The organism is Occallatibacter riparius (assembly GCF_025264625.1).
In the GTDB taxonomy this organism is placed as follows: Bacteria; Acidobacteriota; Terriglobia; order Terriglobales; family Acidobacteriaceae; genus Telmatobacter; species Telmatobacter riparius.
Genome location: NZ_CP093313.1, coordinates 5,502,127 through 5,525,899 on the forward strand (window position 1 = coordinate 5,502,127; position 23,773 = coordinate 5,525,899).

General features: G+C 61.2%; 22 protein-coding genes and 1 tRNA gene. 17 read left to right on the forward strand and 6 right to left on the reverse strand.

All coding sequences use genetic code 11. The annotated features are described in order from the left end of the window. The first annotated feature begins 57 nt into the window (after positions 1-57). From nagA to MOP44_RS22505, 3 genes are all read left to right on the forward strand, one after another. The gene (gene nagA / locus MOP44_RS22495; RefSeq protein ID WP_260792649.1) at positions 58-1,215 is read left to right on the forward strand and encodes an N-acetylglucosamine-6-phosphate deacetylase; all 1,158 of its coding nucleotides are present in this window, start codon (positions 58-60) and stop codon (positions 1,213-1,215) included. A gap of 207 nt (positions 1,216-1,422) precedes the next feature. Beyond that, positions 1,423-2,409, forward strand: coding sequence for a metallophosphoesterase (locus MOP44_RS22500; protein ID WP_260792650.1), 987 nt, complete (start codon positions 1,423-1,425; stop codon positions 2,407-2,409). 99 nt (positions 2,410-2,508) lie between these two features. Next, positions 2,509-2,910, forward strand: a complete 402-nt coding sequence (locus MOP44_RS22505) for a DUF3224 domain-containing protein (RefSeq protein WP_260792651.1) — start codon at positions 2,509-2,511, stop codon at positions 2,908-2,910. 48 nt (positions 2,911-2,958) lie between these two features. Here the strand turns inward: MOP44_RS22505 and MOP44_RS22510 are convergent, their stop codons facing one another. Continuing rightward, positions 2,959-3,663, reverse strand: a complete 705-nt coding sequence (locus MOP44_RS22510; RefSeq protein ID WP_260792652.1) for a hypothetical protein — start codon at positions 3,661-3,663, stop codon at positions 2,959-2,961. Between the two features lie 106 nt (positions 3,664-3,769). Between MOP44_RS22510 and MOP44_RS22515 the strand changes: the two genes are divergently transcribed. The 12 genes from MOP44_RS22515 to MOP44_RS22570 all read left to right on the forward strand — a co-directional run bounded on the left by MOP44_RS22515 (position 3,770) and on the right by MOP44_RS22570 (position 14,434). Continuing rightward, a complete protein-coding gene (locus tag MOP44_RS22515) occupies positions 3,770-4,474 on the forward strand; it encodes an HAD family hydrolase (RefSeq protein ID WP_260792653.1) in 705 nt (234 codons plus the stop codon). 60 nt (positions 4,475-4,534) lie between these two features. Further along, positions 4,535-6,547, forward strand: a complete 2,013-nt coding sequence (locus tag MOP44_RS22520) for an amidohydrolase family protein (protein ID WP_260792654.1) — start codon at positions 4,535-4,537, stop codon at positions 6,545-6,547. 240 nt (positions 6,548-6,787) lie between these two features. Beyond that, positions 6,788-7,432: an FMN-binding negative transcriptional regulator gene (locus MOP44_RS22525; RefSeq protein ID WP_260792655.1), complete on the forward strand. Its 645-nt coding sequence runs from the start codon at positions 6,788-6,790 to the stop codon at positions 7,430-7,432. After that, positions 7,429-9,111 (forward strand): alpha-isopropylmalate synthase regulatory domain-containing protein, encoded by a 1,683-nt coding sequence (locus tag MOP44_RS22530; RefSeq protein WP_260792656.1) that lies wholly within the window; start codon positions 7,429-7,431, stop codon positions 9,109-9,111. Before MOP44_RS22525 ends, MOP44_RS22530 begins: the two co-directional genes overlap by 4 nt. 175 nt (positions 9,112-9,286) lie before the next feature. After that, on the forward strand, positions 9,287-9,739 hold the full coding sequence (locus MOP44_RS22535; RefSeq protein WP_260792657.1) for a YybH family protein: 453 nt from the start codon (positions 9,287-9,289) through the stop codon (positions 9,737-9,739). An 83-nt stretch (positions 9,740-9,822) separates the two neighbouring features. Next, positions 9,823-10,374 (forward strand): RbsD/FucU domain-containing protein, encoded by a 552-nt coding sequence (locus MOP44_RS22540; RefSeq protein WP_260792658.1) that lies wholly within the window; start codon positions 9,823-9,825, stop codon positions 10,372-10,374. A gap of 63 nt (positions 10,375-10,437) precedes the next feature. Continuing rightward, a tRNA-Leu gene (locus tag MOP44_RS22545) sits at positions 10,438-10,522 on the forward strand. A 31-nt stretch (positions 10,523-10,553) separates the two neighbouring features. Beyond that, entirely contained in the window at positions 10,554-10,865 is a 312-nt protein-coding gene (gene secG, locus MOP44_RS22550; protein ID WP_260792659.1) for a preprotein translocase subunit SecG, read from the forward strand. Between the two features lie 261 nt (positions 10,866-11,126). Then, the gene (locus MOP44_RS22555) at positions 11,127-11,909 is read left to right on the forward strand and encodes a DUF2092 domain-containing protein (RefSeq protein ID WP_260792660.1); all 783 of its coding nucleotides are present in this window, start codon (positions 11,127-11,129) and stop codon (positions 11,907-11,909) included. A gap of 1 nt (position 11,910) precedes the next feature. Further along, positions 11,911-12,648 carry a DUF6515 family protein gene (locus MOP44_RS22560; RefSeq protein ID WP_260792661.1) on the forward strand — a complete coding sequence of 246 codons (738 nt, stop codon included), beginning with the start codon at positions 11,911-11,913 and terminating at the stop codon, positions 12,646-12,648. Positions 12,649-12,857: 209 nt separating this feature from the next. Continuing rightward, the gene (locus MOP44_RS22565; RefSeq protein WP_260792662.1) at positions 12,858-13,496 is read left to right on the forward strand and encodes an HD domain-containing protein; all 639 of its coding nucleotides are present in this window, start codon (positions 12,858-12,860) and stop codon (positions 13,494-13,496) included. Between the two features lie 23 nt (positions 13,497-13,519). Further along, entirely contained in the window at positions 13,520-14,434 is a 915-nt protein-coding gene (locus MOP44_RS22570; RefSeq protein ID WP_260792663.1) for an NADP-dependent oxidoreductase, read from the forward strand. Between the two features lie 34 nt (positions 14,435-14,468). On the opposite strand, the gene MOP44_RS22575 is transcribed toward MOP44_RS22570, so the two are convergent. The 5 genes from MOP44_RS22575 to MOP44_RS22595 form a co-directional block, all read right to left on the reverse strand. Next, positions 14,469-15,413 carry a GlxA family transcriptional regulator gene (locus tag MOP44_RS22575; protein ID WP_260792664.1) on the reverse strand — a complete coding sequence of 315 codons (945 nt, stop codon included), beginning with the start codon at positions 15,411-15,413 and terminating at the stop codon, positions 14,469-14,471. Positions 15,414-15,590: 177 nt separating this feature from the next. After that, complete coding sequence (locus MOP44_RS22580; protein ID WP_260792665.1) at positions 15,591-18,239, reverse strand: ADOP family duplicated permease; 2,649 nt, start codon at positions 18,237-18,239, stop codon at positions 15,591-15,593. Next, entirely contained in the window at positions 18,236-18,577 is a 342-nt protein-coding gene (locus tag MOP44_RS22585; RefSeq protein ID WP_260792666.1) for a PadR family transcriptional regulator, read from the reverse strand. Before MOP44_RS22585 ends, MOP44_RS22580 begins: the two co-directional genes overlap by 4 nt. 72 nt (positions 18,578-18,649) lie before the next feature. Then, positions 18,650-21,202, reverse strand: coding sequence for an ADOP family duplicated permease (locus tag MOP44_RS22590; RefSeq protein ID WP_260792667.1), 2,553 nt, complete (start codon positions 21,200-21,202; stop codon positions 18,650-18,652). Continuing rightward, positions 21,175-21,585, reverse strand: a complete 411-nt coding sequence (locus tag MOP44_RS22595; RefSeq protein ID WP_260792668.1) for a hypothetical protein — start codon at positions 21,583-21,585, stop codon at positions 21,175-21,177. The genes MOP44_RS22590 and MOP44_RS22595 overlap by 28 nt, the downstream gene beginning before the upstream one ends. Positions 21,586-21,860: 275 nt before the next feature. Here MOP44_RS22595 and MOP44_RS22600 point away from each other — a divergent pair, with 275 nt between their 5' ends. Then, positions 21,861-23,180: a GGDEF domain-containing protein gene (locus MOP44_RS22600; RefSeq protein ID WP_260792669.1), complete on the forward strand. Its 1,320-nt coding sequence runs from the start codon at positions 21,861-21,863 to the stop codon at positions 23,178-23,180. Positions 23,181-23,237: 57 nt separating this feature from the next. Beyond that, the gene (locus tag MOP44_RS22605; RefSeq protein ID WP_260792670.1) at positions 23,238-23,756 is read left to right on the forward strand and encodes a DUF4149 domain-containing protein; all 519 of its coding nucleotides are present in this window, start codon (positions 23,238-23,240) and stop codon (positions 23,754-23,756) included. The last annotated feature ends 17 nt before the right edge of the window (positions 23,757-23,773 follow it).

Below are 23,773 nucleotides of genomic sequence, written 5' to 3' on the forward strand. Positions count from 1 at the left end.
TGTTACCCGCGAGACGAGCGTCCCAAACCGCCCGCCCAATCCTGCAATAATCTCCTCATGCAAACGGTATTCACGGCGGAACGACTCTGGGACGGCCAGCGCCTCCTTGAGAAGCCTTTGATTGCAGTCGAAGACGGACGCATCGCTTCCATCAGCACGCGCAAGGACAACGCAGCGCCTGCGGCCTCGGATGTGCGCGACCTCGGAGATGCCCTCATCGGCCCGTCCTTCTTCGATGTACACATCCACGGCTCGGCCGGCCACGATGTGATGGAAGGAACTGAAGACGCGCTCGCGGCCATCGGCAAATTTCTCGCTTCACGCGGAACCGCCCAGTATCTCGCCACCACCGTCACGGCGCCGCTCGACAAGACACTCCGCTCGCTCGAACTCCTAGCAAAGCTCATCGCCGCAGGTCCCAAGCCCGGCCAGGCTCATCCCATCGGAATTCATCTAGAAGGCCCATTCCTGTCGCACGCGCGGCGCGGCGTTCATCCGCCCGACCTGCTGCTTGCGCCAGACATCCCCACCTTCGACCGGATGTACGAAGCCGCCGAGGGCCATGTCCGATTGCTGACGCTGGCGCCTGAACTTCCCGGCGCAATCGAGTTTGCCAGGCACGCAACGTCGAAGGGCGTGCGCGTCTCCATCGGCCACTCTGACGCGACCTCTGAGCAGACCCGCGCGGCCATCGATGCCGGAGCCGCTAGCGCAACGCACACTTATAACGCCATGCGGCCGCTCGACCACCGCGAGCCGGGCATTCTCGGCATCGTGCTCACTACCGACACGCTCTTTGCCGAACTAATCTGCGACGGAATCCACAACACGCCGGAGATGGTGAAGCTGTGGTGGCGCGCCAAGGGGCCGGAGCGCGGCATTCTCATCACCGACGCGATGTCCGCTGCGGGCATGCCTGACGGCACATATCAGCTTGGCGGCTTCGACGTGCAGGTAGCCTATGGCCGCGCCACCGCCCACGGCGCCCTTGCGGGCAGTGTGCTCACCCTCGATCGCGCGCTGGCCAACTTCGTTCGCTTCACAGGAGCAACGGTCGACCAGGGCCTCCGCCTCTTGTCTTCGAATCCCGCCGCGATGACGGGCTTCAGCGATCGCGCAGGTTCGGTGCACGTCGGCGCCCCCGCAAGCTTCGTCGCCGTCAATCCCAGCGGGAGCCTCGTCGCTTCCGTCGTCGACGGCATCTTGCTACACTGAACGCAGCGCGGGTTGCCTGAGTCCGGCAATTTCGGCGCATCTGTTCCCCGACCCCGTCTCTCATTGCAGGAAATCTGAATCTACGTTCATTTTTGGCGGCATCTCTCGCCAACCGCTGGATTTCTGCATCCATTGAAGTAAGGGCCAAACTCCGAAGACAAACGGGCCTTCAGTTCCAAATACATAGAAAGTCGATAGCCATAAACTATGGATTCGCTCATCGAACTCCCCGCCGAACCGCTCACTGCACCTGTACCGGTTGACGAGATCCCCGACCTCTCCCACGCCGAGTTCCTGGTGCCCGGCAAGTCAGTCACCCGCCGCCGCGTACTCAAAACGATGTTCTTCGGCACCGCGGGTATGGCTCTCTACGCCGGTGAAATCGAGCGCCACTGGATCGACGTCGTGCATCGCGACATACACATTGCCGGTCTTCCCCATGCCTTCGAGGGCATGACCATCGCGCAGCTTAGCGATATCCATCTTGACGAGTACACCGAGCCATTCCTGCTGCGCGAAGCCATCGACCACATCAATCGCATGAAGCCGGACATGGTCCTGCTCACGGGCGACTACGTCAGCGCCGAAGTGCTCTCGAAGAAGATGACCATGGGCGCTGCCTGGCAATGCGCCAAGCTTCTCACCGCCATCGAGTGCAAGGAGAAGTACGCCATCCTCGGCAATCACGACATCCTGGCGGGCGCCAACGAAGTCACCGAGGCCATCGCCTCCAATGGAATCCCCGTGCTGCGCAATGGCTTCCTGCCTATCGAGCGCCACGGCAGCCGCATCTGGCTCGCCGGCATCGACGACCCCGTGCTCGGCAAGCCCGACGCCGACCTCGCCATGCCTGTAGCCATCCGCAACCAGACGCACGAGCCCATCATCCTGATGTGCCACGCGCCTGATTTTGTCGACGCTCTCTCGCAGCATCCGGTCAGCCGTTCGATCGCGCTCGTGCTCAGCGGTCACACCCACGGGGGCCAGGTACGCATCCCGTTCATGGGGGCCATGCATCTGCCGCCGGGCGGCCGCAAATACGTTGAAGGACTGTTCCAGATGGGCGGCATGCAGCTTTACGTCAATCGCGGCATCGGCGCTGTCGGCGTGCCGTTCCGGTTTAACTGCCGCCCCGAGATCACGCGCTTCCGCCTGCGCGCCGCGAAACCTCAGGTCCCCTACATGCAATCCTGAGCGCCGCGACAATCCCGAGAGAGAGCGCTTGCTTTCCCCCAACCTAATCCGGCAGTCTTAACTCTGTTGTCTAACCAGCCCAGAAGGAGCTCGCGCTGCATGAGTCTGCGTGCCGAAGGAAGCTTCGACGTTAAGAACACACCGCTCGCTGCAGATGAAACCACGGCCGGCACAGGCATTGGCCGCTTCGCCCTCGACAAGCAGTATCACGGCGATCTGGAAGCCACCGCGAAGGGTCTGATGCTCGGCTGCGGAAACCCTGCTGACGGCACGGCGGGTTATGTGGCTCTTGAACAGGTGGAAGGCACGCTGGCAGGCCTCGCGGGATCGTTCGCCGTGCAGCACAGCGGAACTATGGGCCACGGCACGCTCGATCTGAAACTGCTCATTGTTCCCGGCTCAGGAACGGGTGAACTGGCGGGCATCTCCGGTAGCATGAGCTTCGCCAACGACAGCGGCAAGCATTCCTACGTGCTCGACTACACGCTGCCGCAACCGTAATCGTCAGGGGAGCTGACTGCGACCAAGCCGCAGTCAGTTGTCAATCGCCTACTTCTTCGCCGTGATCGACGAACCCCAGCTTCCATCCATAGTTCCGAAGTCGAAGTTGATCGTTCCCGCCTGGACCTTGCCCTTATAAGCCAGCGTGTAGGTCTGTCCCTGGTAGTCCACGTCGATGTTGAACGAGACCGTATCGCCATCCACTTTGCCGTCCTTAATCGTGACCGGCGCCGGCCCCATGCCTTCCACGGTGCCGGTCAGCGTGGCTCCGCTGCTCTGCAGTTTGAACGTCACCGGCATCGACGTGCCGTTGAAATCGAAGTTGCCCGACCAGTTTCCGCTCACATCTGTCGGGCCCGCTACAGGCGCGCCGGCGGCAGTACCCTGGCGCTTCGCCGTCATCACCGTGCCCCAGCTTCCGTCCTCGGTGCCGAAGTCGAAGTCGATACTGTCCCCGTTGACCTTCCCTTTGTAAACCAGCTTGTACGTCTGGCCTTCGTAGTCGCTGTTGACCCAGAACGTGATCGCGTTGCCGTCGATCTTGCCGTCGTGAATTTCGGTGGGTGACGTGGGCAGGCCCTCGATGTTGCCGGTCAGCGTGGTGTCGGCAGCCTTCAGGTTGATGGTGACGGGAATGCTAGTTCCCTGGAAATCGAACGACCCCGTCCATGCACCTGACAGGTCTGCGGCATGCAGCGCCGGCATCAAGCAGAGGAAGAGAGCGAGCCCCAATAGACGGCCAACGAACCTCATGGAAAATCTCCTTCAAAGTGGATCAGTTGCCGGGAGTGTAGCACCTTCGAGGTGACGCAGGCGAGTACGGCGCACACCCCTCCGTTCATCCGATACGATGGATTCCATGCCCCAGTTCCCTGTCGGCCAGACGCTGCTCATCGACGCAGATGACACACTCTGGGAGAACAACGTCTACTTCGAGCGCGCCATCGCCTCGTTCATCGGCTACCTGAACCACCAGAGCTACACGCGCGAGCAGGTGCGCAACACGCTCAATGGCGTGGAGCGCGAGAGCATCCTCTTGCTCGGCTACGGCCTGCACAGCTTCACGCACTCGCTCATCACCTGCTTTGAGCGGCTCAGCCCAGGGCCCGTGAGCGATGAGGATCGCGAGCGCGTCCGCTCTTTTGCCGCCACCATTCGCGACCAGGAGATCGAGTTGCTGCCTGGCGTCTCCGCCACCCTTGCCGAGCTATCACTGCGGCATCGCCTCATTCTTATGACCAAGGGCAATCGCGCCGAGCAAGCCGACAAGCTCGCCCGCTCCAATCTCGCGCCGTTTTTCTCCGCCGTCGAGATCGTCGCGGAAAAGGACCCGCCCACCTACCGCGAAGTGGTCGCCCGCCACGAGCTCACGCCGCACTCCACCTGGATGATCGGCAACAGCCCCAAGAGCGACATCAACCCTGCGCTGGCCGCCGGTCTCCACGCCGTGCATCTCTTCCACAAAGACACCTGGGTCCTCGAGCACGCGGAGCTGGCCGCACCCGGCGAGAGCCAGCGCCTCATCGAACTCGATGGATTTGCGAAATTGCGTGATATGTTTTAGGCGCCGTCATTTCACCCGATCGGGTTCTCACATCATTCCCCACGGACCGCGGAGGCCAACTTGCCCACCGTCTCACGCCGCCTGTTTCTAGCGTTTCTGCTCGCATGTGTCGCGCTCGCGTGCCACGCGGAAGAACCAGCCACATCCGGCGCCTTCGTTCTGCACAAGATGGCGAACGCCATTGGCCGCGAGACGTATTCCATCCAGACCAGCGGCGACACCTACACGCTCACATCGCATTTTCTGTTCACGGATCGCGGCACCAAGGTTCCTCTCGAGACCACGTTCACCGCACATACGAAATCCATGTCGCCTGTATCCTACGCAGCCAAAGGTCAGGCCTCTCGCCTCTCCGCCATGGACGACAAGGTGAACGTCGGCGGCCCGTCTGTGACCATCATCCGTTCCGGCAAGACGGAAACCGTCTCCCCCACCCGCCCCTGGTTCATCACCGACGGCTACTCCCCGGTCGCCATGCAGGAGCAGATGATGCGCTGGTGGCTTTCCCACGGCAAGCCCGCCCAGTTCACTGTTTATCCCGCCAAGGCCTCCGTCCACATCGCGCCCGCTGAAAATGTCACCGTCGACGGCGCAACCCTCCACGGCTACACGGTGAACGGACTCATCTGGGGACAGGAGTGTCTGTGGCTCGATGCCGCGCAGAACCTCATTGCACTGGTCAGCACTGACGCGGAATTCGATCACTTCGAAGCAGTACGTGAGCCCTACCAGTCGAATCTAGCCGGCTTCATCGGCGCTGGGGTGCGCGCCGACTTGGCCGCTCTCGCCCAGCTCAGCGCCTCCGCCCGCACCAGCCCCGCACACCGTCTCGCTATCACCGGAGCCACGCTTGAAGACTCCACCGGCGCTCCTGCGGTCAAAGACAGCGTCATCCTGATCGAAGACGGCATCATTACCGCTGCGGGCCCGCGCAGCCAGCTCCGCATTCCCTCTGACGCCACACTCCTCGACGCCTCAGGCAAGTACGCCATTCCCGGGCTCTGGGACATGCACGCCCACTACGAGCAGGTGGAGTGGGGGCCCATCTATCTCGCCGCCGGCGTCACCACGGTGCGCGACGTCGGCAATGAGTTCGACTTCATTCGCACTCTCCATGACGAGCTCGATCGCAAGCAGAATCCCGCGATCGGCCCGCATCTCGAGTTCGCCGGCGTCATCGACGGCCGCGGCGCCATCTCCATGGGTGCGACCCTCGCCGACACTCCTGAAGAAGCTGTCCAGTGGGTCGAGAAATACAAAGCCGCCGGAGCGCGCCAGATCAAGATTTACAGCTCCGTCAAACCTGAGGTGGTCAAAGCCATCTGTGCGGCGGCCCACGCTCGCGGCATGACAGTAACAGGCCACATACCAGAGGGCATGACCGCCATCGAAGGCGTAAACGACGGCATGGACCAGATCAACCACTTGCCCTATGCGATGTCATATTTCACCCGCGCTGTCCTCGGCCCCGACGGCAAGCCCGACCGCACCAAACCTGCAATTGAGGAACTCGACGGCCCGCGCGCGCACGATCTCATTTCTACTCTCCAGTTGCATCACACGGTCCTGGATCCCACCGTTGCGCTCTTCGAGACCTTCCTCAACACTAAGCCCCTCAATCAAATTGAGCCCGGAGTCGATCACCTGCCCGCGCAGCTCCATGAGGCCCTCGACAGCCCGCCGGCCACAGGCGATCACGCCGCCCTTGCCGATGCGCGCTGGAAAGCAACGCTCGACACGCTCCGCAATCTTCACGCCGCGGGCATCCCATTCGTTGCAGGCACTGACCAGGCGATCCCTGGCTACTCGCTGCACCGCGAACTGGAGGTCTACGTAGAAGCGGGTTTAACGCCTCTTGAAGCCCTCCAGGCCGCCACAATCATTGCGGCTCGCGCTGCTGGCGCAGAAAAGGAATCGGGCACGCTCGAGCCTGGAAAGCGCGGCGATGTTCTGCTCCTGAATGCTGATCCTCTGGCCGACATCCACAACACGCGCAAAGTGTGGCGCACCGTGGCCGCCGGCGCAGTCTATGAACCGGCGCCCCTTTGGAAGAGCGTGGGTTTCCTGCCATAACTCTCGCTTGACCAATGGCCTCAGCCTCTGGTCTACTTGCAACAAGTCATGCATCTCACCTTGGCCAACTCGATCCGCATCGCCATTCCCGCCATTCGAATTAGCGGCCACAACGTGCGCGCGGGAAAGAGAGCCTGACCAGAGATTCCAAGCAATAAGAAGGATTCCAGGCCACCACCCGCACAGCGGCTGGTGGCCTTCAACGTTGCAGCAGCTTTGTCTAATTCAGATCGGGACCGCATGTACACGCCAAAGTTCAATCAGATTGCCGACCGCGCCACGCTCCTTGAAACGATGCGCTCCTATCCGTTCGCCATTCTGTTCGGCGCTGAAACGGCTACGCACCTCCCGCTTCTCGTCAAAGACGGAGGCGAACACGGCATGCTCGAAGGCCACTTTGCCCACGCCAACCATCACTGGCAAGCCCTCGCCGGCCGCGAAACCCTTGTCGTCTTCCCCGGCCCGCACACGTACGTCTCGCCCTCGCTCTACGTCGAAGAGCTCTCCGTTCCAACGTGGAACTACATCGCCATCCACGCCTACGGCACACTCGAACTCATCGAAGATCACGACGGCAAGCAGCACCTCGTCGAAGAGCTCATCGCCGCCAATGAGCCCCGATACCTCCCTCGCTGGCAGGCCTTCGCCGACGGCTACAAGCGCACCATGCTCACCGGTATCATGGGCTTCCGTATTCCCATCGCACGCATTGAAGGCAAGTTCAAGATAAGCCAGAACCGACCCGAGCAGGACCGCGTCAACGTCCGCAACGCGCAGGCCGCCGGGTCAGACGATCAGCGTGAACTCGCCCGCTGGATGGACCGCTTCGGCCTTACTCAGAACGGCAACCGCGGCAACGCCACACCCGAAAGCAGGAACCAATGACCTCGCCCCGACAAGTGGAATTGTTCGACACCAGCCTCCGCGACGGCATGCAGCAGCCCAACCTGGAGATCTCCGTGCCCGCTGCAGTCAGCCTTCTCGAGCGCATGAGCGCTTTCGGCGTGCGCTACGCGGAGATCGGCTTTGCCGGCGCCAACCACTTCGTCACCGAGCTTTGCCACGCCCTCGAACACAATCCCCATCGCATCGCGAATGGCGGCATGAAACTCGCCCTATTCGGGCGCACGCGCGGTCGCGGCATGCGCGTGGAAGACTGGTCCGACGTGCAGTTCATCCTCGCGCATCGCCACCGTGTCCCCGCCGCTGCTGTCGTGGTCAAGTCGCGCCTGCTCGACGTCGAGCGCTCACTCGAGACCACGCCAGAAGAAAACCTGCGCATGGCCTACGAGACCATCGCGCACCTGCAGGACCACGGCCTCGAAGTGCTCGTCGATCTCGAGCACGCGATGGACGCATCGCAGGCCCGCCGCGAAATGGGCCACCCCTGCGATCCAGACTTCGCCGCCCGCACCCGCGATTACTTCCAGCAGATCGTCGCGCAGTGCGCAGCCCAGCAGGTCAGCCGCATCGTCATCTGCGACACCACCGGAGGCGCAAGCCCCGAAGAAGTCACCAGCCTCTTCACTCAGCTCACCCGCGACTTCCCCACCGCGCAATTCGGCTTTCACGGACACACCGATCGCGGCCTCGGGGTCGCCAACTCGCGCGCTGCAGTGCTCGCCGGAGCTGTGCAGGTGCAGGGTACGCTTCTCGGAACAGGCGAACGCTGCGGCAACGTCAACCTCACCACCGTCGTCGGTGGCATGCAGCTTCGCGGCGAAGCCGAATTCGTCCCGCCCGCCTCGCTCCCCGGGCTCACCAGCCTTGCGCACTCCGCCTTCGGCGCATTCGGCCTCGACATCCCTCATGGCGCGCCCATTGTCGGCCCCGGCGCATTCGGCACCTGGGCAGGCATGCACGGCTCCTCTGAGAAGAAAAACCCCGGCGCCTATCTCTGGTGCGACCCCGCGCTCGTGGGCGCAACCCCCGTCATCGGAGTCAACGCCCACTCCGGCCGGGCCAACGTCGTCATGCTCTCCGAGCAACTCGGCGTTCCCCTCACAAGCCATCAGGCGCAGCAGCTCATCGACAAGAACCAGGCCATGATTGAAGGCGGCGGCTTCACCGCCAGCGAGCTCTCCTTCCGCCTCGCCTGCATGCGTGTCCTGGGCACGCTGCCTGAGTTCTTCAACGTCCGCACGTGGCGCGTGCACGACGAGTACGACGAAGCCGGCACGCACTTCGTCCAGGCTTTCATGTCGCTCTCCCACGCTGATGGAACCATCGTGACCGCGCGCGCTGAAGGCACCGGCCCCGTCGACGCCATGACCCGCGCCATGCGCCGCGAGCTTGAAAAGTGGTATCCCGCGCTCAAGCGCATGCACCTCGGACGCTTCAGCGTCACAGCGCTCGACGTCTCCGCCCACGACTCCGCCGCCCACGTCCGCGTCGCCGTCAGCTTCCAGGCCGAAGGACGCGAACCCTGGATCACCGCCGGCATTTCCAGCGACATGAACCAGGCCGCCCTGTTAGCCATTCTCGACGGCTTCCAGTACTGGCTGCTGCAACAGGCCGCCGCCGAATCTGAACAACCCGCACACGCCGAACCCGCCCGCGCCTGAAAGCCTTAACTTCAAGCGGCCCGGATGAAAACGCGACCAGGCCGTTTCGCAACTTCCATCCTGATTGCCGCGTGTTCAAGGAAAGATAGAACGCATACCTTGAACAATGAAGTCGTACACTGGCATCCGCACCGGATGTTCTTCGTTTCATGAGAAGCTCGGGAGGGATGGTCCGATGAAGAACAAGAGATCCATAATCGCGGTTTTCCTGCTGTTCTCTGCCGCGTGCTTTGCGCAGGACAAATCCATCGACGCCGAAGCGCGCAGGCAAATTGACGCAGGGAACCAAGCATGGATTGACGGCATGAAGCAGGGCAATGTCGAACTCATCGCTGCTACATATGCGTCGGGCGCAGTGGACTGCAGCCCCGATGGCAAGTGCATCAGCGGCCGGGCCGCGATTCAGGATCACATGAAGGCCGAGATGGCAAAACTGGGCAAGGCTGAATCGGCTTCTGTCACCAGCGTCGGCTCTGTTCAGCAGGATCACTTCGTCTACGAATGGGGTCAGGCTGAAGCACATTTCTCCGGTGGTAGGAAGATTTTCGACCGCTATCTAACCGCCTGGCAGCAGCAACCCGATGGCACATGGAAGATCTTCCGCAACCTGGTAATACCAAGCCGTTGATCCGGACCTGTCCGGCAAGAGCGCTGAAGGTGGAGTCAATTAAGATTTCTCCGTTCCGCATTATGCCCGGAAGGGAAACCCTCATGCGCCGCCTCTCGCTCCTAACCTCTCTGCTCATCACCCTGATCCTCCCCTGTCTGGCCCAAGACAACTGGCGCGCCGCCGTCGACCAGAAGCTCCCCCTCCTCGGCCACCGTAACTGGATCGTCATCGCCGACTCCGCCTACCCGCAATCCTCCTCGCCCGGCATCGACGTCATCGAGACCAACGCCGACCAGCTCGAGGTCGTGCAGTACGTCCTGGCTGCCGTCAATAAATCCATCCACGTCCGCCCTGAGGTCCTACTCGACGCCGAGCTCCCCTACGTCGCCGAGTCCGATGCCCCCGGCGTGACCGGCTACCGCCAGCAGCTCGAAAAGATCCTTGCCGGCAGCTCGGCCCAGCACGAACTACACACCAGCCTGATCCAGCAGCTCGACGACGCCAGCAAGATGTATCGCGTCGTGGTACTCAAAACCCGCATGGCCATCCCTTACACGACGGTTTTCCTGCGCCTGAATGCCAAATACTGGTCCGATGACGCGGAAAAACGCATGCGCGCCAAGATGGCCGCCGGAGCCCCACCGGGCCGGTAACTTCCACAGTCCCCACGGTCTACAGATGAGCCGCCCTTCTGATATACTCAGAGAGTTCACCCCGCGGAGGTGGCGAAATTGGCAGACGCACTAGCTTGAGGTGCTAGCGGGTAACTCCATAGGGGTTCAAGTCCCCTCCTCCGCACCAAAGATTTTTCCGCCGGAAAGCAGCCTTTAGAATGAACATCCTCTTCTACTTCGTCATCACTGTGCACGTGATCGTGTGCCTGTTTCTCATTGGTGTGGTTCTCGTGCAGCAGGGACGCTCGGCCGACCTGGCCGGCGCATTCGGCGGGCAGGGCTCCCAGACGGCTTTCGGCCCACGCGCCGCAGCCAACGTGCTCACCCGGCTCACCACCTGGTCGGCGATCATCTTCATGGTCACCTCCCTGACCCTGACGGTTCTCTACCAGCGCGGAACTCACTCCAAGTCAGTGCTCTCCGGCACGCCCACGGCTCCGGCCTCGGCTCCCGCAAAGCCCGGCAAGTAAGCTTCGTCAGAGCGCATCCTCGAAAGCGGCAGGCCAAAAGGCCCGCCGCTTTTTCGTTTCTACTCCCTATTCCCGGTCTTCCCGTCCTGCCCTCCCCCAAAACTGGCACTAGTGCCAGTGGCCTCCCCCTCCCAATCGAGTTCTCATGAGTCTGCTCCCTCCGGGCGGCCGTATGTCGATCCGTACCCGCGAGTTAGCGCGACAACGAAGGGGCTCGCGACAAGGGCCCTCATGCCATTCCCAACTCCTCCAGGAGGGGATATGAACCGTACCCGTAATGGACTTCTATTTCTGGCCCTGTTTGCCATTATCGCCGTCGGCCTGCGCGCCCAAGACGCCGCATCGACCGCAGCCGCCGGCAAAGCCGCTGTAAAGGACGTCGACCCACTCGCCATGCGCGTCCTCAAGGCCGTAGCCGATCCTGTTCAGCAGGCCCAGTCGTTCTCCTTCAAGGCCCTGGTCAGCGAAGAAGACCTCGCCTCCAACGGCCAGCTCATCACCACCTTCCACGCGGTTGAAGTCACTGTCCAGCGGCCCGACAAGATCCACGTCGTCTTTCGCGGCAGCGGCCAGCGTGTCGACTACTACGGGGCCCCGGGAGGCGCGTACCTTTATGCGCCCGATCCCAAGCTCTACGTCTCGCTCCCCGGCCGTGAAAGCATCGACGCGGCACTCGACGCCCTCAAGGCCAAAGACATCGACGTTCCCATCGGCCCGTTCCTGCGCAGCAACTTCTACGCGCTCGCCGAGAAGCTGGTGAACACTGCCTACGTCATCGGACGCGTCAAGATCGGCGACCAGGATGTCCACCAGCTCGCCTTCACGTCTGACGATGCCGACTGGCAGCTCTGGGTCGTCGGCGGCGACGCTCCCCGCTTCGTGCGCGCTGAGATCATTAACAAAAACATCGAAGGCACTCCGCGCACCACAATTCAGTTCCTCGACTGGAATCTGAATCCGACCCTCTCAGCCGACGACATCACCTTCAACAAGCCCGCCGATGCGAGCCAGATCGAATTCATCGCCATCTCGGGAGGCAATTGAGATGAGACGCATTTTTGCTTTGTCCCTTTGCGGATTTGTTCTCACTGCAATGTCCTTCGCCCAGGTTGGGAGAGGTGGACGCGGCGGGGGAAGCAGCAGCGGCAGCGGCCGTCAGCAGGTTCAGAACCGCTCGACCGGCGAAAACGCTAATCGCGGCGGCAATCGCGACAGCGGCAACAGCGCCCGCGCCAACACCGCGACAACCAACAACAACGTGCGCGGCGCCAACGCGAACACCAACGCCAACACCGCGAACGCCCGCAGCGCGAATGTGAACAACACCAGCGCCAACCGGAATGTGAACAATACCAACGTCAACAACGCCAATGTCAACAACACAAACGTGAACCGGAACGTCAACAACACGAATGTCAACAACACCAACGTCAACCGGAACGTGAATGTGAACCAGAACGTCAACGTGAATGTGAACGGCAATGGCGGCTGCTACAACTGCTATCACAACGATGACGACTGGAACTGGGGTGCATTCGCTGCGGGCGCAGCAGTCGTCGGCACCACGGCCGCCATCGCCTCCGCCGCCAGCCATCCAGCGCCTGCGCCCGCGCCCACCACGGTCGTAGTCCAGGCGCCCCCAAGCGGAACCATCGTCACCTCCCTGCCCGGCGGGTGCAGCACCGTCCAAAGCGGCAACACCACCGTTTACGACTGCAACAACACCATCTATCGCCCCTACTATCAGGGCACCACCCTCGTCTATGAGGTAGTCCCGCAATAACCACGAGCCGCAAGCACAAGAAGCATAAAGGCCCAGGGCAATGACCCTGGGCCTAACCATTTCTGCACTTACCTTCTCATCCACAAAGCCCGATAGTTAGTCGAATCCACCTGAAGAACCTCGTCAGAACCAATGTCCTAAAACGCCGTATTTCTGTCATGGCAACGGATCGTCAGCGCTCCTACACTCGAGCTTGAAAGGAGACGACAATGACAACTTCTTCCTCCACTCTCTCGATCCCCGATACGCGGCTTGCCAAGGAGGCCACTGAGCTTTTGCGCGAGCATTCCACTGACTTGCTCTTTAACCACTCCATGCGCGTTTACTTCTTTGCGGCTGAACACGGCCACCAGCAAAAGCGTCCCTTCGATCGCGAACTCCTATACGTCGCAGCTGTCTTTCACGACTTCGGCCTGATCAAAAAGTATTCCAGCGCAGACGAGCGATTCGAAGTGGATGGCGCGAACCTTGCCCGCCAGTTCCTCACCGCGCACAACGTGGCTGAAGAAAAGATCCGGCGCGTGTGGCAGGCGATCGCGCTGCACACCACGCCCGGCATTACGCAGCACATGGATTCTGAGGTAGCCTTACTCTATTCGGGCGTTGGCCTCGATGTGCTTGGAAGGGGCTTTGATCTGTTCCCCTCCGAATTGCGTGAGGAGATCCTCGCCGCCTACCCCAGGAGGAGCTTCAAGACGAACTTCATCCACGAGTACTTCGCCGGATTCGCGCACAAGCCCGCCACGACCATTGGCACTGTCAACTCTAGCTTTTGCGAACGTCTGATCCCCGGTTACAAGGCTCCCAACGGCATCGATCTCATCGCCGCGTCCCCCTTTGCCGAGTAACCCAAACTCAAGGAGCTCAACCCATGCCAGTCATGAGAGCGATCGAAATTACGGACACCCTGGCTCCGCGCTCAGCAACGCGCCCGGTGCCTGAGCCGCAGCCGGGCGAAATATTGATCCAGGTGTCCGCCGCTGCAGTTACTCCAACCGAACTGCAGTGGTACCCCACCACCCACAATCCAGACGGTTCAGCCCGCCACAACGCGATCCCCGGGCACGAATTCGCAGGCACGGTCGCGAAGCTCGGCCAAGGTGTCACTGGCTACAAAACCGGAGACTCCGTCTTCGGTTTCAACGACTGGTTCGCAGAGGGAGCGACCGCAGAGTTCTGCATTGCGAAATCATCGCAAATTGCACCCAAGCCATCTTCCCTTTCCGAAGCTCAGGCAGCCTCCGCCCCCATCAGCGTGCTCACCGCATGGCAGGGCCTCCACCTCCGCTCGAAATTGCAGAATGGCGAACGCATCCTGATCCATGGCGCATCTGGAGCCGTGGGGCTCTATGCCGTGCAGCTTGCGAAATCCCTCGGCGCGTACGTGATCGCCACCTCCTCAAAGGCGAACATCGAATTCGTAAAGCAGCTTGGAGCGGACGAAGCCATCGACTATCGCGCCAGCCGATTCGAAGACGCGGGGCCGGTCGACGTGGTCTTCGATAGCGTCGGTGGAGAAACCCTGGACAGGTCCTGGAACATCCTCAAGCCCGGCGGCCGCCTGGTCACCATTGCCGCGCAGTCTGAATCCACCACCGATCCGCGCGTCAAAGACGCCTTCTTCATCGTCGAGCAGGACCGAGCACAACTCGCTGAACTGGCCAAGCGTTTCGATGACGGAGGACTGCGCGCCTTCGTGAAAGCTGAAATTCCCCTGGAAGAAGCAGACCGCGCCTACCGTGGCACAATTGACGGCCCTCCCGGCAAGATCGTGATCCGGCCTTGATTGAGCCAGTGGTGGCGCCTAAGCGTGCAGGCCATCACACCGCCCGTTTGAACCGCTCCACGTAATCCGCCGCGGTAATGCCCAGCACGCGTTGGAAGCCCCGCCGCATCGCGTCCACGGATCCAAATCCGCACGCGTCGGCGACTTCCTTCAATCCCTTCGACGAGCTATCAATCATCTGCTGTGCGGCCTCGACGCGCAGCTGCGTGACAAGTTGTCCCGGATTCATCTTCATTTCTCGCAGGCACACGCGAGAAAAGTGCCTGGGGCTCATGCCCATTCTTGCGGCCAGGGCTTCGACAGAGAGATCCCCTCGCAGGTTCTCGAGCATGTAGACCTGCAGTTCCCTCAGGGGCTCAAACGTAGTTGCCTGCCGCGAGAGCATATGGCTGTACTGCGCCTGGCCACCCGGGCGAACAAGGAACATGACAAGCTGCCGCGCTACGGCCAGCGCTGCATCGTGGCCGTGATCCTCTTCCACCAGTGCCAGCGACAGGTCAATGCCCGCCGTGATTCCCGCTGATGTGTACATATTTCCGTCGCGCAAGAAGATGGGATCGCGCTCCACCTTCACGCGCGGAAAGTCTCTCGCGAGCTTCTCGCAGAATCTCCAATGCGTTACGGCTCTCCTGCCATCCAGCAGTCCGGCAGCGGCCAACAGAAACGCCCCGGTGCAAATCGAAGCAATGCGGCGCGAGCGCGATGCCGCATCTGCGATCCAGTCGACGTATTCCCGGCTGTATTTGCCTGACTCCGCGCCCGGCCCACCGGCAATAACCAGCGTGTCGATCGGACCCGACACTGCATCGGGAGAGACCGCACCAGCGATCCTCACCCCCCGATTTGTATCCAGTTCACCGGAGCCGTCGTGCGCCACCACTGAAATCTGGTACTCCGGCACACTCGAGAACACCTCCAGCGGTCCCGTCACATCGAGAATCTGCACCGGCGGCGGTCCGCTGATCACCACATTCCGCATAACGCAATTCTAGGAGAGCAAGGAAGGGCAGACGCCCACGATCCGATAAGAGGCGGCGCAGCTATTTCCAATTTTCATAACTAGCTTAGAATCCCCGTGGACATCGGCCCGAAAGGGAATGTGTGTTTCGGGGGATGCTTGATACCATGACACTCCGCGGTGAACGAAAAGCGCGCCTCAGTCCTCGCGCAAAAGCACAAGCGGATCAGCCGACAGCGCATGTTGCGCCGGAATCCAGATCGCGAGCAGGCCCAGCAAAGCCATCGCAACAATCACACCGCCAAGGACGATCGGGTCTCGCGGCGTGGCTTGATACACGATGGAAGCAAGCACCCGGCTTGCCAGCACGCCGAAGATCAACCCGGCCATCGATCCTATTGCCAGTAATCGCAACGCACGTCCCAACGCCGCGCCCAGCACTTCTCTCCGCTTCGCGCCCAGCGCAATGCGAATTCCCAGCTCCTTCAGCCGCTTGTTGACGGAGTAAGCTGCCATTCCGAAGATGCCTGTGATCGACAAGATGCCGCCCATAACGCCCAGCGCGCCCAGCGCCATCGTGGCCACGCGCGCTGGAAACAAGACGACGTTCAGCAGCGAGTTCCACGTTTCGATATTCACCGGCAGCCCGGCATCCAGTTCGCGCAGCTTCACGCGCATAGCGGCCGCCAGTGCCACCGGGTCAGACCTCGACCGCACAATGACGTGCACCAGGTTTGCAGGTGACTGCATGAAAGGCCGAAACACCGCGGGCTGCTGATCCTCGGTGAGGCTCAAATATTTCCCGTCTTCCGCTACCCCCACAATCTCGATGCGGTTTCCGTGGAGGTCGCGGTAGTACCTTCCCATCGCGTTCGCGACTGTCCCGAACATCTTCACAGCAAACTCCCTGTTCGCAATCGCGACAGGCTGCGCATTCTTGTCGTCGTGCCAGGTGAAGCTGCGGCCAGCCAGCAGACTCGTCGCCGCCGCTTCAAAGTATCCAGGCGAAACATCGTAGGCATACGGCCTGACCGCGACATTCGACTGGCTCAAGTCCCGCGTATCATCCTTGAACGCATTCACGCGAAAAGCCGCGGTGTACACCAGCGGCGGATAGTTATTCACGAGTCCTGCATGCTCCACTCCAGGAATCGCCTGCATCGCATCCACCAGCCGCCTCTGCATCAACAGCATGTTGTCGCCGCTGTATCCGCCCATTGATAGGTCGACGCCCAGAACCTGCGTGTCCCGCGGCTCAAAGCCGAAATTGCTGTGCAGTGATTTCAGCAGTCCCCGGATGGCCACCATCGATGCCGTTACGAGCACCGCGCAAATCGCAATCTGCAGCACGAGCAAAGCATCGCGAACAGGGATCCGTCTCGACAACGGATTCCATCCAGCCTTCACAACTTCGTAAGGATGTGCCCGCATCACCTGGCGCACAGGCACGACCCCAAATAGCAATCCGCTCACCAGCGCAAGAACGACCGCCACAACAAAGATGCGCGCATCGATAGTGATAGGAATGTGAATCGGCGCGCCCTGAAACGGCTGCCACGCAGCAAGGCTTCTCAACAGTACGATGCTTGCACCCAACCCAACTGCTCCACCAGCGCACGAGATCAGCAGCGCTTCGGTGAACAACTGGCGCAACACTCTGCTTCGAGTGGAGCCCAGTGCCAGCCGTAATGCCATTTCCCTCGAACGGTCCGCAGCATGCGCCGCGAACAGCCCACCAAGGTTGGCGCACGCAGCCAGCAGAATCAACAGCGCTAGCAACGCCAACCCGGCCACAAACGCACGTATCGCGTCCCCAAACGCGGTCAGTCCGACCTGCCCGAGGCTCCCCTTCTGGTGACGGACATCCTTGGGATACTCCCTCTGCAATTCATCGCCAATCGCGTTCACGTCCGCTTCGGCATCGCGCACGCTCACACCGCGACGCAGGTGCCCAAACACCTCGAACACCCCCTGCATGTTGGCGCGCTCACTGAAGGCATTCCCTCCGCCTACCTGCTGCTGGTTCACAATCGGCACATAAAAATCAGGCGCGACGAAGAACAATGTCCCTCGAAATTCATCCGGAGCAACACCGATCACCGTAAAGGGGTGCTTGTCTACCTGTACGACCCGACCGATGACGGAACGATCGTCATGGAACCTGCTGTGCCAGAAAGCGCGGCTCAAAACAATATAAGCGGCGCTGTTCTGGCCATGTTCATCCGAGGCATGAAAGAAGCGCCCCAGATAGGGTTGCACCTTCAGCACATCGAAGTAGTTGCCACTGACAGCGAAGCTCGTAGAGTTCGATGGATTGTTTCCCTCATCGAAACCCACAAACGCAAAGTTGAAACACGCCAGGTCTTCGAAGGTGCGGTTGCGATCCCGCAAATCGACATAATTTGGATACGACTGGAAGCCCGATCCATCACCATAGTGCGTTCCGTAAAGACTCTTTACCTCCGGCACCGCGAGGGGCCGCAACAAGGCGTCCCCAATCCCGAAAACCACCGCGTTCGCGCCAATCGCGAGCGCCATCGTCAGAACCGCCGCAAACGCGAATGCCTTCGATTTGGAGAGGACGCGCAGTGCCAGCCGCATGTCCCTCAGCAGGATCTCGAATGAATGGGCACCGAGCGCGGCATAGCTCTCCTCTTTGAACCGTTCGCGTGCTCCAAACGCGACGCGCGCTTGCCGCTCAGCCGCAGCGCGGGTCATTCCCAACCGTTCAAGATCATCCGCGTAATGCGCAATGTGCGAGGCGAGTTCTTCCTCGAGATCATCCACAACTTCGTTAGGCCGCAGAAACTTCCCGGCGATCGATCGAAGATACGCGAACACTTTCATATCTCCTCCGGCCTCGCCTTGAGGGCAGTCGCGATCGCTGTTGCCAGCCTATTCCAATCGTCGGTCTCCTCGCCCAGCCGCTTGCGTCCCGCCGCGGTCAGCTCGTAGAACTTGGCCCGCCGGTTGTTTTCAGACGTACCCCAGCTTGCCTTCAGCAATCCCTGCCGCAACAGCCGGAACAGCGCAGGATAGAGTGCGCCCTGTTCAATCGTCAGTGCCTGACCCGAAATCTGCGCAATGCGCAGCAGCACGCCGTAACCGTGCAAAGGACCGAGCGAGACCGCCTTCAGAATCAGCAGGTCGAGCGTGCCCGGGAGGATTTGAGCCTGGTCTGCCATGTCTCTCCTCGGGTGGTTAGGAGAGTAGCTCTGTTCTCCTAAGCTGTCAAGGCGAATATGATCGCGGCCGTATCATTCACTTCGCAGCGTCTCCAGGGGATCCGCAAAGGCCGCGCGGCGCGCTGGAATCAGCGTGGCCACCAATCCCGCCAGCGCAAGCACAACTCCAGCGCCCACAATGGCGAGGGAGTTCGCAGAAACCGATCCGTAGAGAAGATGGCCGACATACCGCTCAGCTAGGATGGAAAGAACAGCCCCCGGTACGATGCCCGCGGCGAGAATGCGCGCGGTCTGACCCACGATAAGCGCCTGAATGTGCCCCCGCGTCGCACCAAGCGCCAGGCGAATGCCGAACTCGCTTCTGCGCCGCGCCGTGCGCGCTGACATCACGCCATAGAATCCAATCGCGACCAGCAGCAGCGTCAGGCTCCCATAGATAACCGCCAGTCGCGCAAGCAGCTTTTCTGTGCCAAGATCACCATTCAGCTCCGTCGCCAGCGGCACAATCTCGCTGACCTGCAGCGTGGGATCAACCTCATAGAGCGCGCGACGCACACTGTCGGACAACCGCCGTGGATCACCCATAGCCCTCACCCGAATGCTGACCGGTGCCGGATTCTGGTTGATATCCATGTAAACCATCGGCGGTGCTTCGCGCTGCGCGCCATTCATGCGCGCATCGGCCACTTCGCCCACAATCAGGAATTTGTGATCGTTCGGCGCCGGCTCATACCCAACCCATTGCCCAATCGGATCTGCGTCTCCAAACAACTGCCGCGCATAGGCGCGGCTGATGATTGCTACATGCTGCGTCTTCTCCGTGTCACTCGCAGAGAAGTCGCGTCCGTGCAGCATCGGAATTCCAAGCGTGCTAAAGAAGCCGAGCCCGACATGATCCTCCTGCCCATGCACCTGCGCATCCGTCAGATTGCTGCGGCCATGCACATAGAGAGCGGTAATCCACCCGCAGTGAATGCCGCCGCACATCTCTACTGCCGCGCTGCGCACGCCGGGGACCGCATTCAGACGTTCCTGTATTCGGCCATAAAGCCCGGGCAGCAGTTCGGGATGCTCGGTGTACCTTGGCTCATGCAACTCCGGGCGCACCACCAGCACATGCTCACGGTCCATGCCCACATCCACAGTCTCCCAATGCACCAGCGTCGCTGCGAAGCATCCTGACATAGCGGAAAGCAGAACGGAAAGGCTGACCTGCGTGCCCAGCAGCACATTCGAACGCAGGCGCTGCCGTGCAGTTTGTGCAATGCCCGCAACCTTGGCGCGCGATCCCGCCGCCTGCACAACGCCGTTGCGAATAAAGAGGATCGCCGGAAGAATGCTGAAGCATAAAAGCGACAGCAGCATGAGCCCCACGCCAAGCACCGCAACAGGCAGGTTCGGATGCAGATCCAGGGTGAGAAGTGAATTACGGCTCGAAGCCCACCGAACCAGAACTCCGCTGGCCGCGCGGCCCAGCGCAAACGCGCACACAGCGCCGCCCGCAACCAGAAGCGCATCTTCCAGAACAATCTGCCGAACGAGCCTGCCGCTGCGCGCTCCAAGTGCAATGCGCACGCCCATATCCTGCCCGCGTGCATGCAGCCGCGCAAGCTGAAGGTTGGCGAGATTCAAGCAGCCCACCAGAAAAATGGAGATCGATAACGCCATCAGCAGCGTCAGAGGAACCGTAAACCGCTTCCTCATGCCGTTGTCCGCCATCGGCGCAACTGTGGTCTTCACGCGCAGCAGCGCATCCTTCACGGCCGGATCGGCTGTCGCCTCCGTCATCACCTCGCGATCGTTCCGAAAAACCTGGTCCCAATGCGCAAGCACCGCTGCACGCCGCTCCTGCTGAATACGCGCCGTGAGCACTAGCCAAAAGATCGTGGGCTGGTTATACCAGGGCTTGCCGAGCGATACATCATGGCCTGGCCCAAGCGAGTCCCACGAGAAAGCAAATGCGCCCGCGCTCTGCAGCGCAAGAGGCATCCAGATATCTGGAGCGCGTCCCGTCACATCGCCCAGAAACCTCCGGTGCGCCACGCCGATCACAACAAAAGGGCGTGCATTGAGAAGAATGTGCTGGCCCACCGCCTGCGGTGCAGAGCCGAATGTGTTGCGCGCGAAATCGTACCGAAGCACAGCGGGCCACTCGCTCTGCCCCAGGTGCTCATCGGCCTGCATGAACAATCGCCCCGCAGCCGGAGCAACCCCGAGCCCGCTGAAATAGTTGTCGGAAACAGGCGCTAACCCAGCCTGTACCGACGCATGATTGGGAAGCTCAAGTGTGGCATCCTGAGCATAAGCGGTCGCCATCAAGGGAACGTCCGGCGTAGCTTCGCGCAGGCGCTGGTACGCGGGATAGGAGATCGTCCAGCTCTGATCGAAGGGGCTCCTCGCAGCATGGATTCTGACCAGCTCTTCCGGATGAGGAACAGGCAATCCGGCCAGAATCACCGCATAGACAAGCTGGAACACGGCAAAGTTCGCGCCGATGCCAAACGCGAGGGTAAGCAGTGCCGTTGTCGTAAACGCGGTAGCGCGGCGAAGCTGCCGCAGAGCGTACCGGGCATCGTGGAGAAGGTTATCCAGGTCCATCACCGCCAGCTCACGGCCAAATGCCACCGCAGCTCCCGTTGCGCCGTCTTCCGCAGCACCCTCTCGTACTCCCTGAGTTCCGAAAGTACCTGCGCCGTCTCGGACCCCAGCGCCGCTGGCGTCTCGTCCAGAAAATCGATCAGCGCGCGCACCGTCACCAGCCCGCTCGCCGGGTCGAACCACTGCGGATCGGGCAGGTGATGCACCCACTCGGGATTGCCGCCGCCCTGGTCCAGCAGCAGCGCCATCGAGTTCTCGTCGGCCGAAAAGAACTCCAGCAGCGGATCGACGCCAAGCCGCCCGGCCATCCGCTCCAGCGCGTCTTCATTCCGCGCGAGCGCATGCCCATTGACGAAAATATCGAATCCCGGGTCGTCGCCCTCAACAACTATGTAAAGACTCGCCGCCATCGTCCTCAACCGCATTAGCGGTGCCCCATCCCTTACGGCGTATCTTGCCGAACGGGTGGGAGACCACCTCTCTGCCATTGCTTCGTCCCTAGTGTAGCCATCTCTGATCGCACGCAAACCACAATTCACCTCTCGCGCATCTGCTCGTATAACGGGCAGACCGCCCCACGAGGTGATTACCAACGAGTTACCCACGTACCCACGAAAGTCCAAGTACCTTAGAGATAGAATCCTCCTATAATCGTGTCTTCAATCCCCCAAAGGTGACCCTTTAAGTGGACTGGAGTAAGCTGCCGGACCTCATCGCTGTCGGACTGCTCGCGTGGGCCTTCGCCTCGGTCGCGCGCAACAGCCCTACGCGCGTCTCCGCCCACTGGCTCACCGCCTGGCTCCTCATCGTTCTACACTTCTTCACCTTCATGCTCGTCCCCCTGCGCGCCCCCTATGGCGATGTCGCCGACTACGCCGGCGTTCTCGCGCTCATCTGGGCCGGAATCCTCTTCATGAGGGCGTCCGTTCCCTACCGCCACGAGAACTCCAGCCTACTTATGCTGATGGTGGTTCTCAGCACCTACACCCTCTATACCGGCGCTCTGATGTCGAGCGCCCCCAAGCTAATCACGGGTATCGCTGCCGTTCTGCTCGGCCTGGCTCCCGTGGCGGTCGCGTTGATATTCATCCGCGAATTCACCCATCCCCTTCGATGGCTCGCGGTGGGCCTCCAGGCCGTTCTCGCTGCGCTCCTGTTGTTTCTGCAAAACCGTCCCAACGGAGCGGACCTGTCGCTGAACGCGGTACTCTTCACGGTCTATCTCGGCGCGGCCAGCCACTTCTGGTACATGTACCGTCGCGCCTCCACCGGAGCCATCATCACCATCGTCGGCTTCTTCCTCTGGGCCAGTGTTTTCCTGGTCTCTCCGTTGATCATTCATTTCAAACCGCAATTGCCCCTCGATGGCGAAGTTTGGAACCTGCCCAAATACGTCGCGGCCGTCGGCATGATCCTCGTGCTGCTTGAAGACCAGATCGCCCATAGCAAGCATCTCGCGCTGCACGACCCGCTCACTGGCCTGCCGAATCGCCGCCTGTTCCATGACCGGCTCTCGAGCGCCCTCGAGCGCGCCCGCCGCAGCGAGGAACAGGTTGCGCTCCTCATAATCGACCTCGACCGCTTCAAGCAGGTGAATGACACGCTCGGCCATCATGTCGGCGACCTCCTGCTCCAGGAAGTCGCACGCATGTTCAGCGGACGCGTTCGCCGCTCCGACACCGTAGCCCGCACCGGCGGCGACGAATTCGCCATCATCCTCGAAGGCCCCACAAACCGCAGCGAAGCCAAGCTCGTCGGTCGAACCCTCGTGAAGCTGCTGGAGCAGCCCATCCGCCTGGAGAGCCGCATGGTCACCGTCGACGCCAGCATGGGGCTCGCTATCTTCCCTGACGACGCCGTAGACGAGGAGTCGCTCTGCATCCGAGCCGATCTGCGCATGTACGATTTCAAACGGACCTCGGCCGCCGAAACGCGCTTCTCTCCGAAGCCGGAAACTCCTCCATCCCATCCCGCCCAACTCGATAACGAAACCGCCATTCTCTGATCGTCTCCGCCAATCTCAAGGTTCCCTTCCCGTTGTCCCCTGACGTATCCTTCCCCCATGAAGACCATCCTGCGAACGCTGCTTTATCTCGCACTCATTGTGTGGCTCGGGGCCGAAATCTTCTTCCCGGTAGTGGCTGCCATCAGCTTCAAAACGCAGCCCGACACGCATCTCGCGGGTTCCATTGTCGGCCAGCTTCTCCGGATTCTTCATTCCATGGGCCTTGTCTCCGGCATCGTCGCACTCGCGCTGCTGGCTCTCGCGCCCACCTGGAACATCTACAAATCCCGCGTGGTCATCGCGCCGATGGTGGCGCTCGTCATCATGCTTGCCTGCACGGCCTACTCGCAGTTCGGCATCATCCCCGCCATGGAGCGCGACCGAATTGCTGCCGGCGGCGCCATCGACACCACTGACACTTCCAGCCCCTACACACAGGACTTCAACAAACTCCACGGCCGCAGCACCTTCGTTGAAGAAACCGTGCTTCTCCTTGGCCTCATCACCGTCGTCCTCGTCGCCCGCGCAGAAACAGCCAGCGCCGAGCAGCCGCGCTTCGCAACAGCCATTCGTTAGCAAGTGCCGCTCCGCCA

Bases quoted from the DNA above. Each gene is read 5' to 3' on its own strand.
- nagA (WP_260792649.1), top strand. From the start codon at position 58: ATGCAAACGGTATTCACGGCGGAACGACTCTGGGACGGCCAGCGCCTC.
- MOP44_RS22500 (WP_260792650.1), top strand. From the start codon at position 1,423: ATGGATTCGCTCATCGAACTCCCCGCCGAACCGCTCACTGCACCTGTA.
- MOP44_RS22505 (WP_260792651.1), top strand. From the start codon at position 2,509: ATGAGTCTGCGTGCCGAAGGAAGCTTCGACGTTAAGAACACACCGCTC.
- MOP44_RS22510 (WP_260792652.1), bottom strand. From the start codon at position 3,663: ATGAGGTTCGTTGGCCGTCTATTGGGGCTCGCTCTCTTCCTCTGCTTG.
- MOP44_RS22515 (WP_260792653.1), top strand. From the start codon at position 3,770: ATGCCCCAGTTCCCTGTCGGCCAGACGCTGCTCATCGACGCAGATGAC.
- MOP44_RS22525 (WP_260792655.1), top strand. From the start codon at position 6,788: ATGTACACGCCAAAGTTCAATCAGATTGCCGACCGCGCCACGCTCCTT.
- MOP44_RS22530 (WP_260792656.1), top strand. From the start codon at position 7,429: ATGACCTCGCCCCGACAAGTGGAATTGTTCGACACCAGCCTCCGCGAC.
- MOP44_RS22535 (WP_260792657.1), top strand. From the start codon at position 9,287: ATGAAGAACAAGAGATCCATAATCGCGGTTTTCCTGCTGTTCTCTGCC.
- MOP44_RS22540 (WP_260792658.1), top strand. From the start codon at position 9,823: ATGCGCCGCCTCTCGCTCCTAACCTCTCTGCTCATCACCCTGATCCTC.
- secG (WP_260792659.1), top strand. From the start codon at position 10,554: ATGAACATCCTCTTCTACTTCGTCATCACTGTGCACGTGATCGTGTGC.
- MOP44_RS22555 (WP_260792660.1), top strand. From the start codon at position 11,127: ATGAACCGTACCCGTAATGGACTTCTATTTCTGGCCCTGTTTGCCATT.
- MOP44_RS22560 (WP_260792661.1), top strand. From the start codon at position 11,911: ATGAGACGCATTTTTGCTTTGTCCCTTTGCGGATTTGTTCTCACTGCA.
- MOP44_RS22565 (WP_260792662.1), top strand. From the start codon at position 12,858: ATGACAACTTCTTCCTCCACTCTCTCGATCCCCGATACGCGGCTTGCC.
- MOP44_RS22570 (WP_260792663.1), top strand. From the start codon at position 13,520: ATGCCAGTCATGAGAGCGATCGAAATTACGGACACCCTGGCTCCGCGC.
- MOP44_RS22575 (WP_260792664.1), bottom strand. From the start codon at position 15,413: ATGCGGAATGTGGTGATCAGCGGACCGCCGCCGGTGCAGATTCTCGAT.
- MOP44_RS22580 (WP_260792665.1), bottom strand. From the start codon at position 18,239: ATGAAAGTGTTCGCGTATCTTCGATCGATCGCCGGGAAGTTTCTGCGG.
- MOP44_RS22585 (WP_260792666.1), bottom strand. From the start codon at position 18,577: ATGGCAGACCAGGCTCAAATCCTCCCGGGCACGCTCGACCTGCTGATT.
- MOP44_RS22595 (WP_260792668.1), bottom strand. From the start codon at position 21,585: ATGGCGGCGAGTCTTTACATAGTTGTTGAGGGCGACGACCCGGGATTC.
- MOP44_RS22605 (WP_260792670.1), top strand. From the start codon at position 23,238: ATGAAGACCATCCTGCGAACGCTGCTTTATCTCGCACTCATTGTGTGG.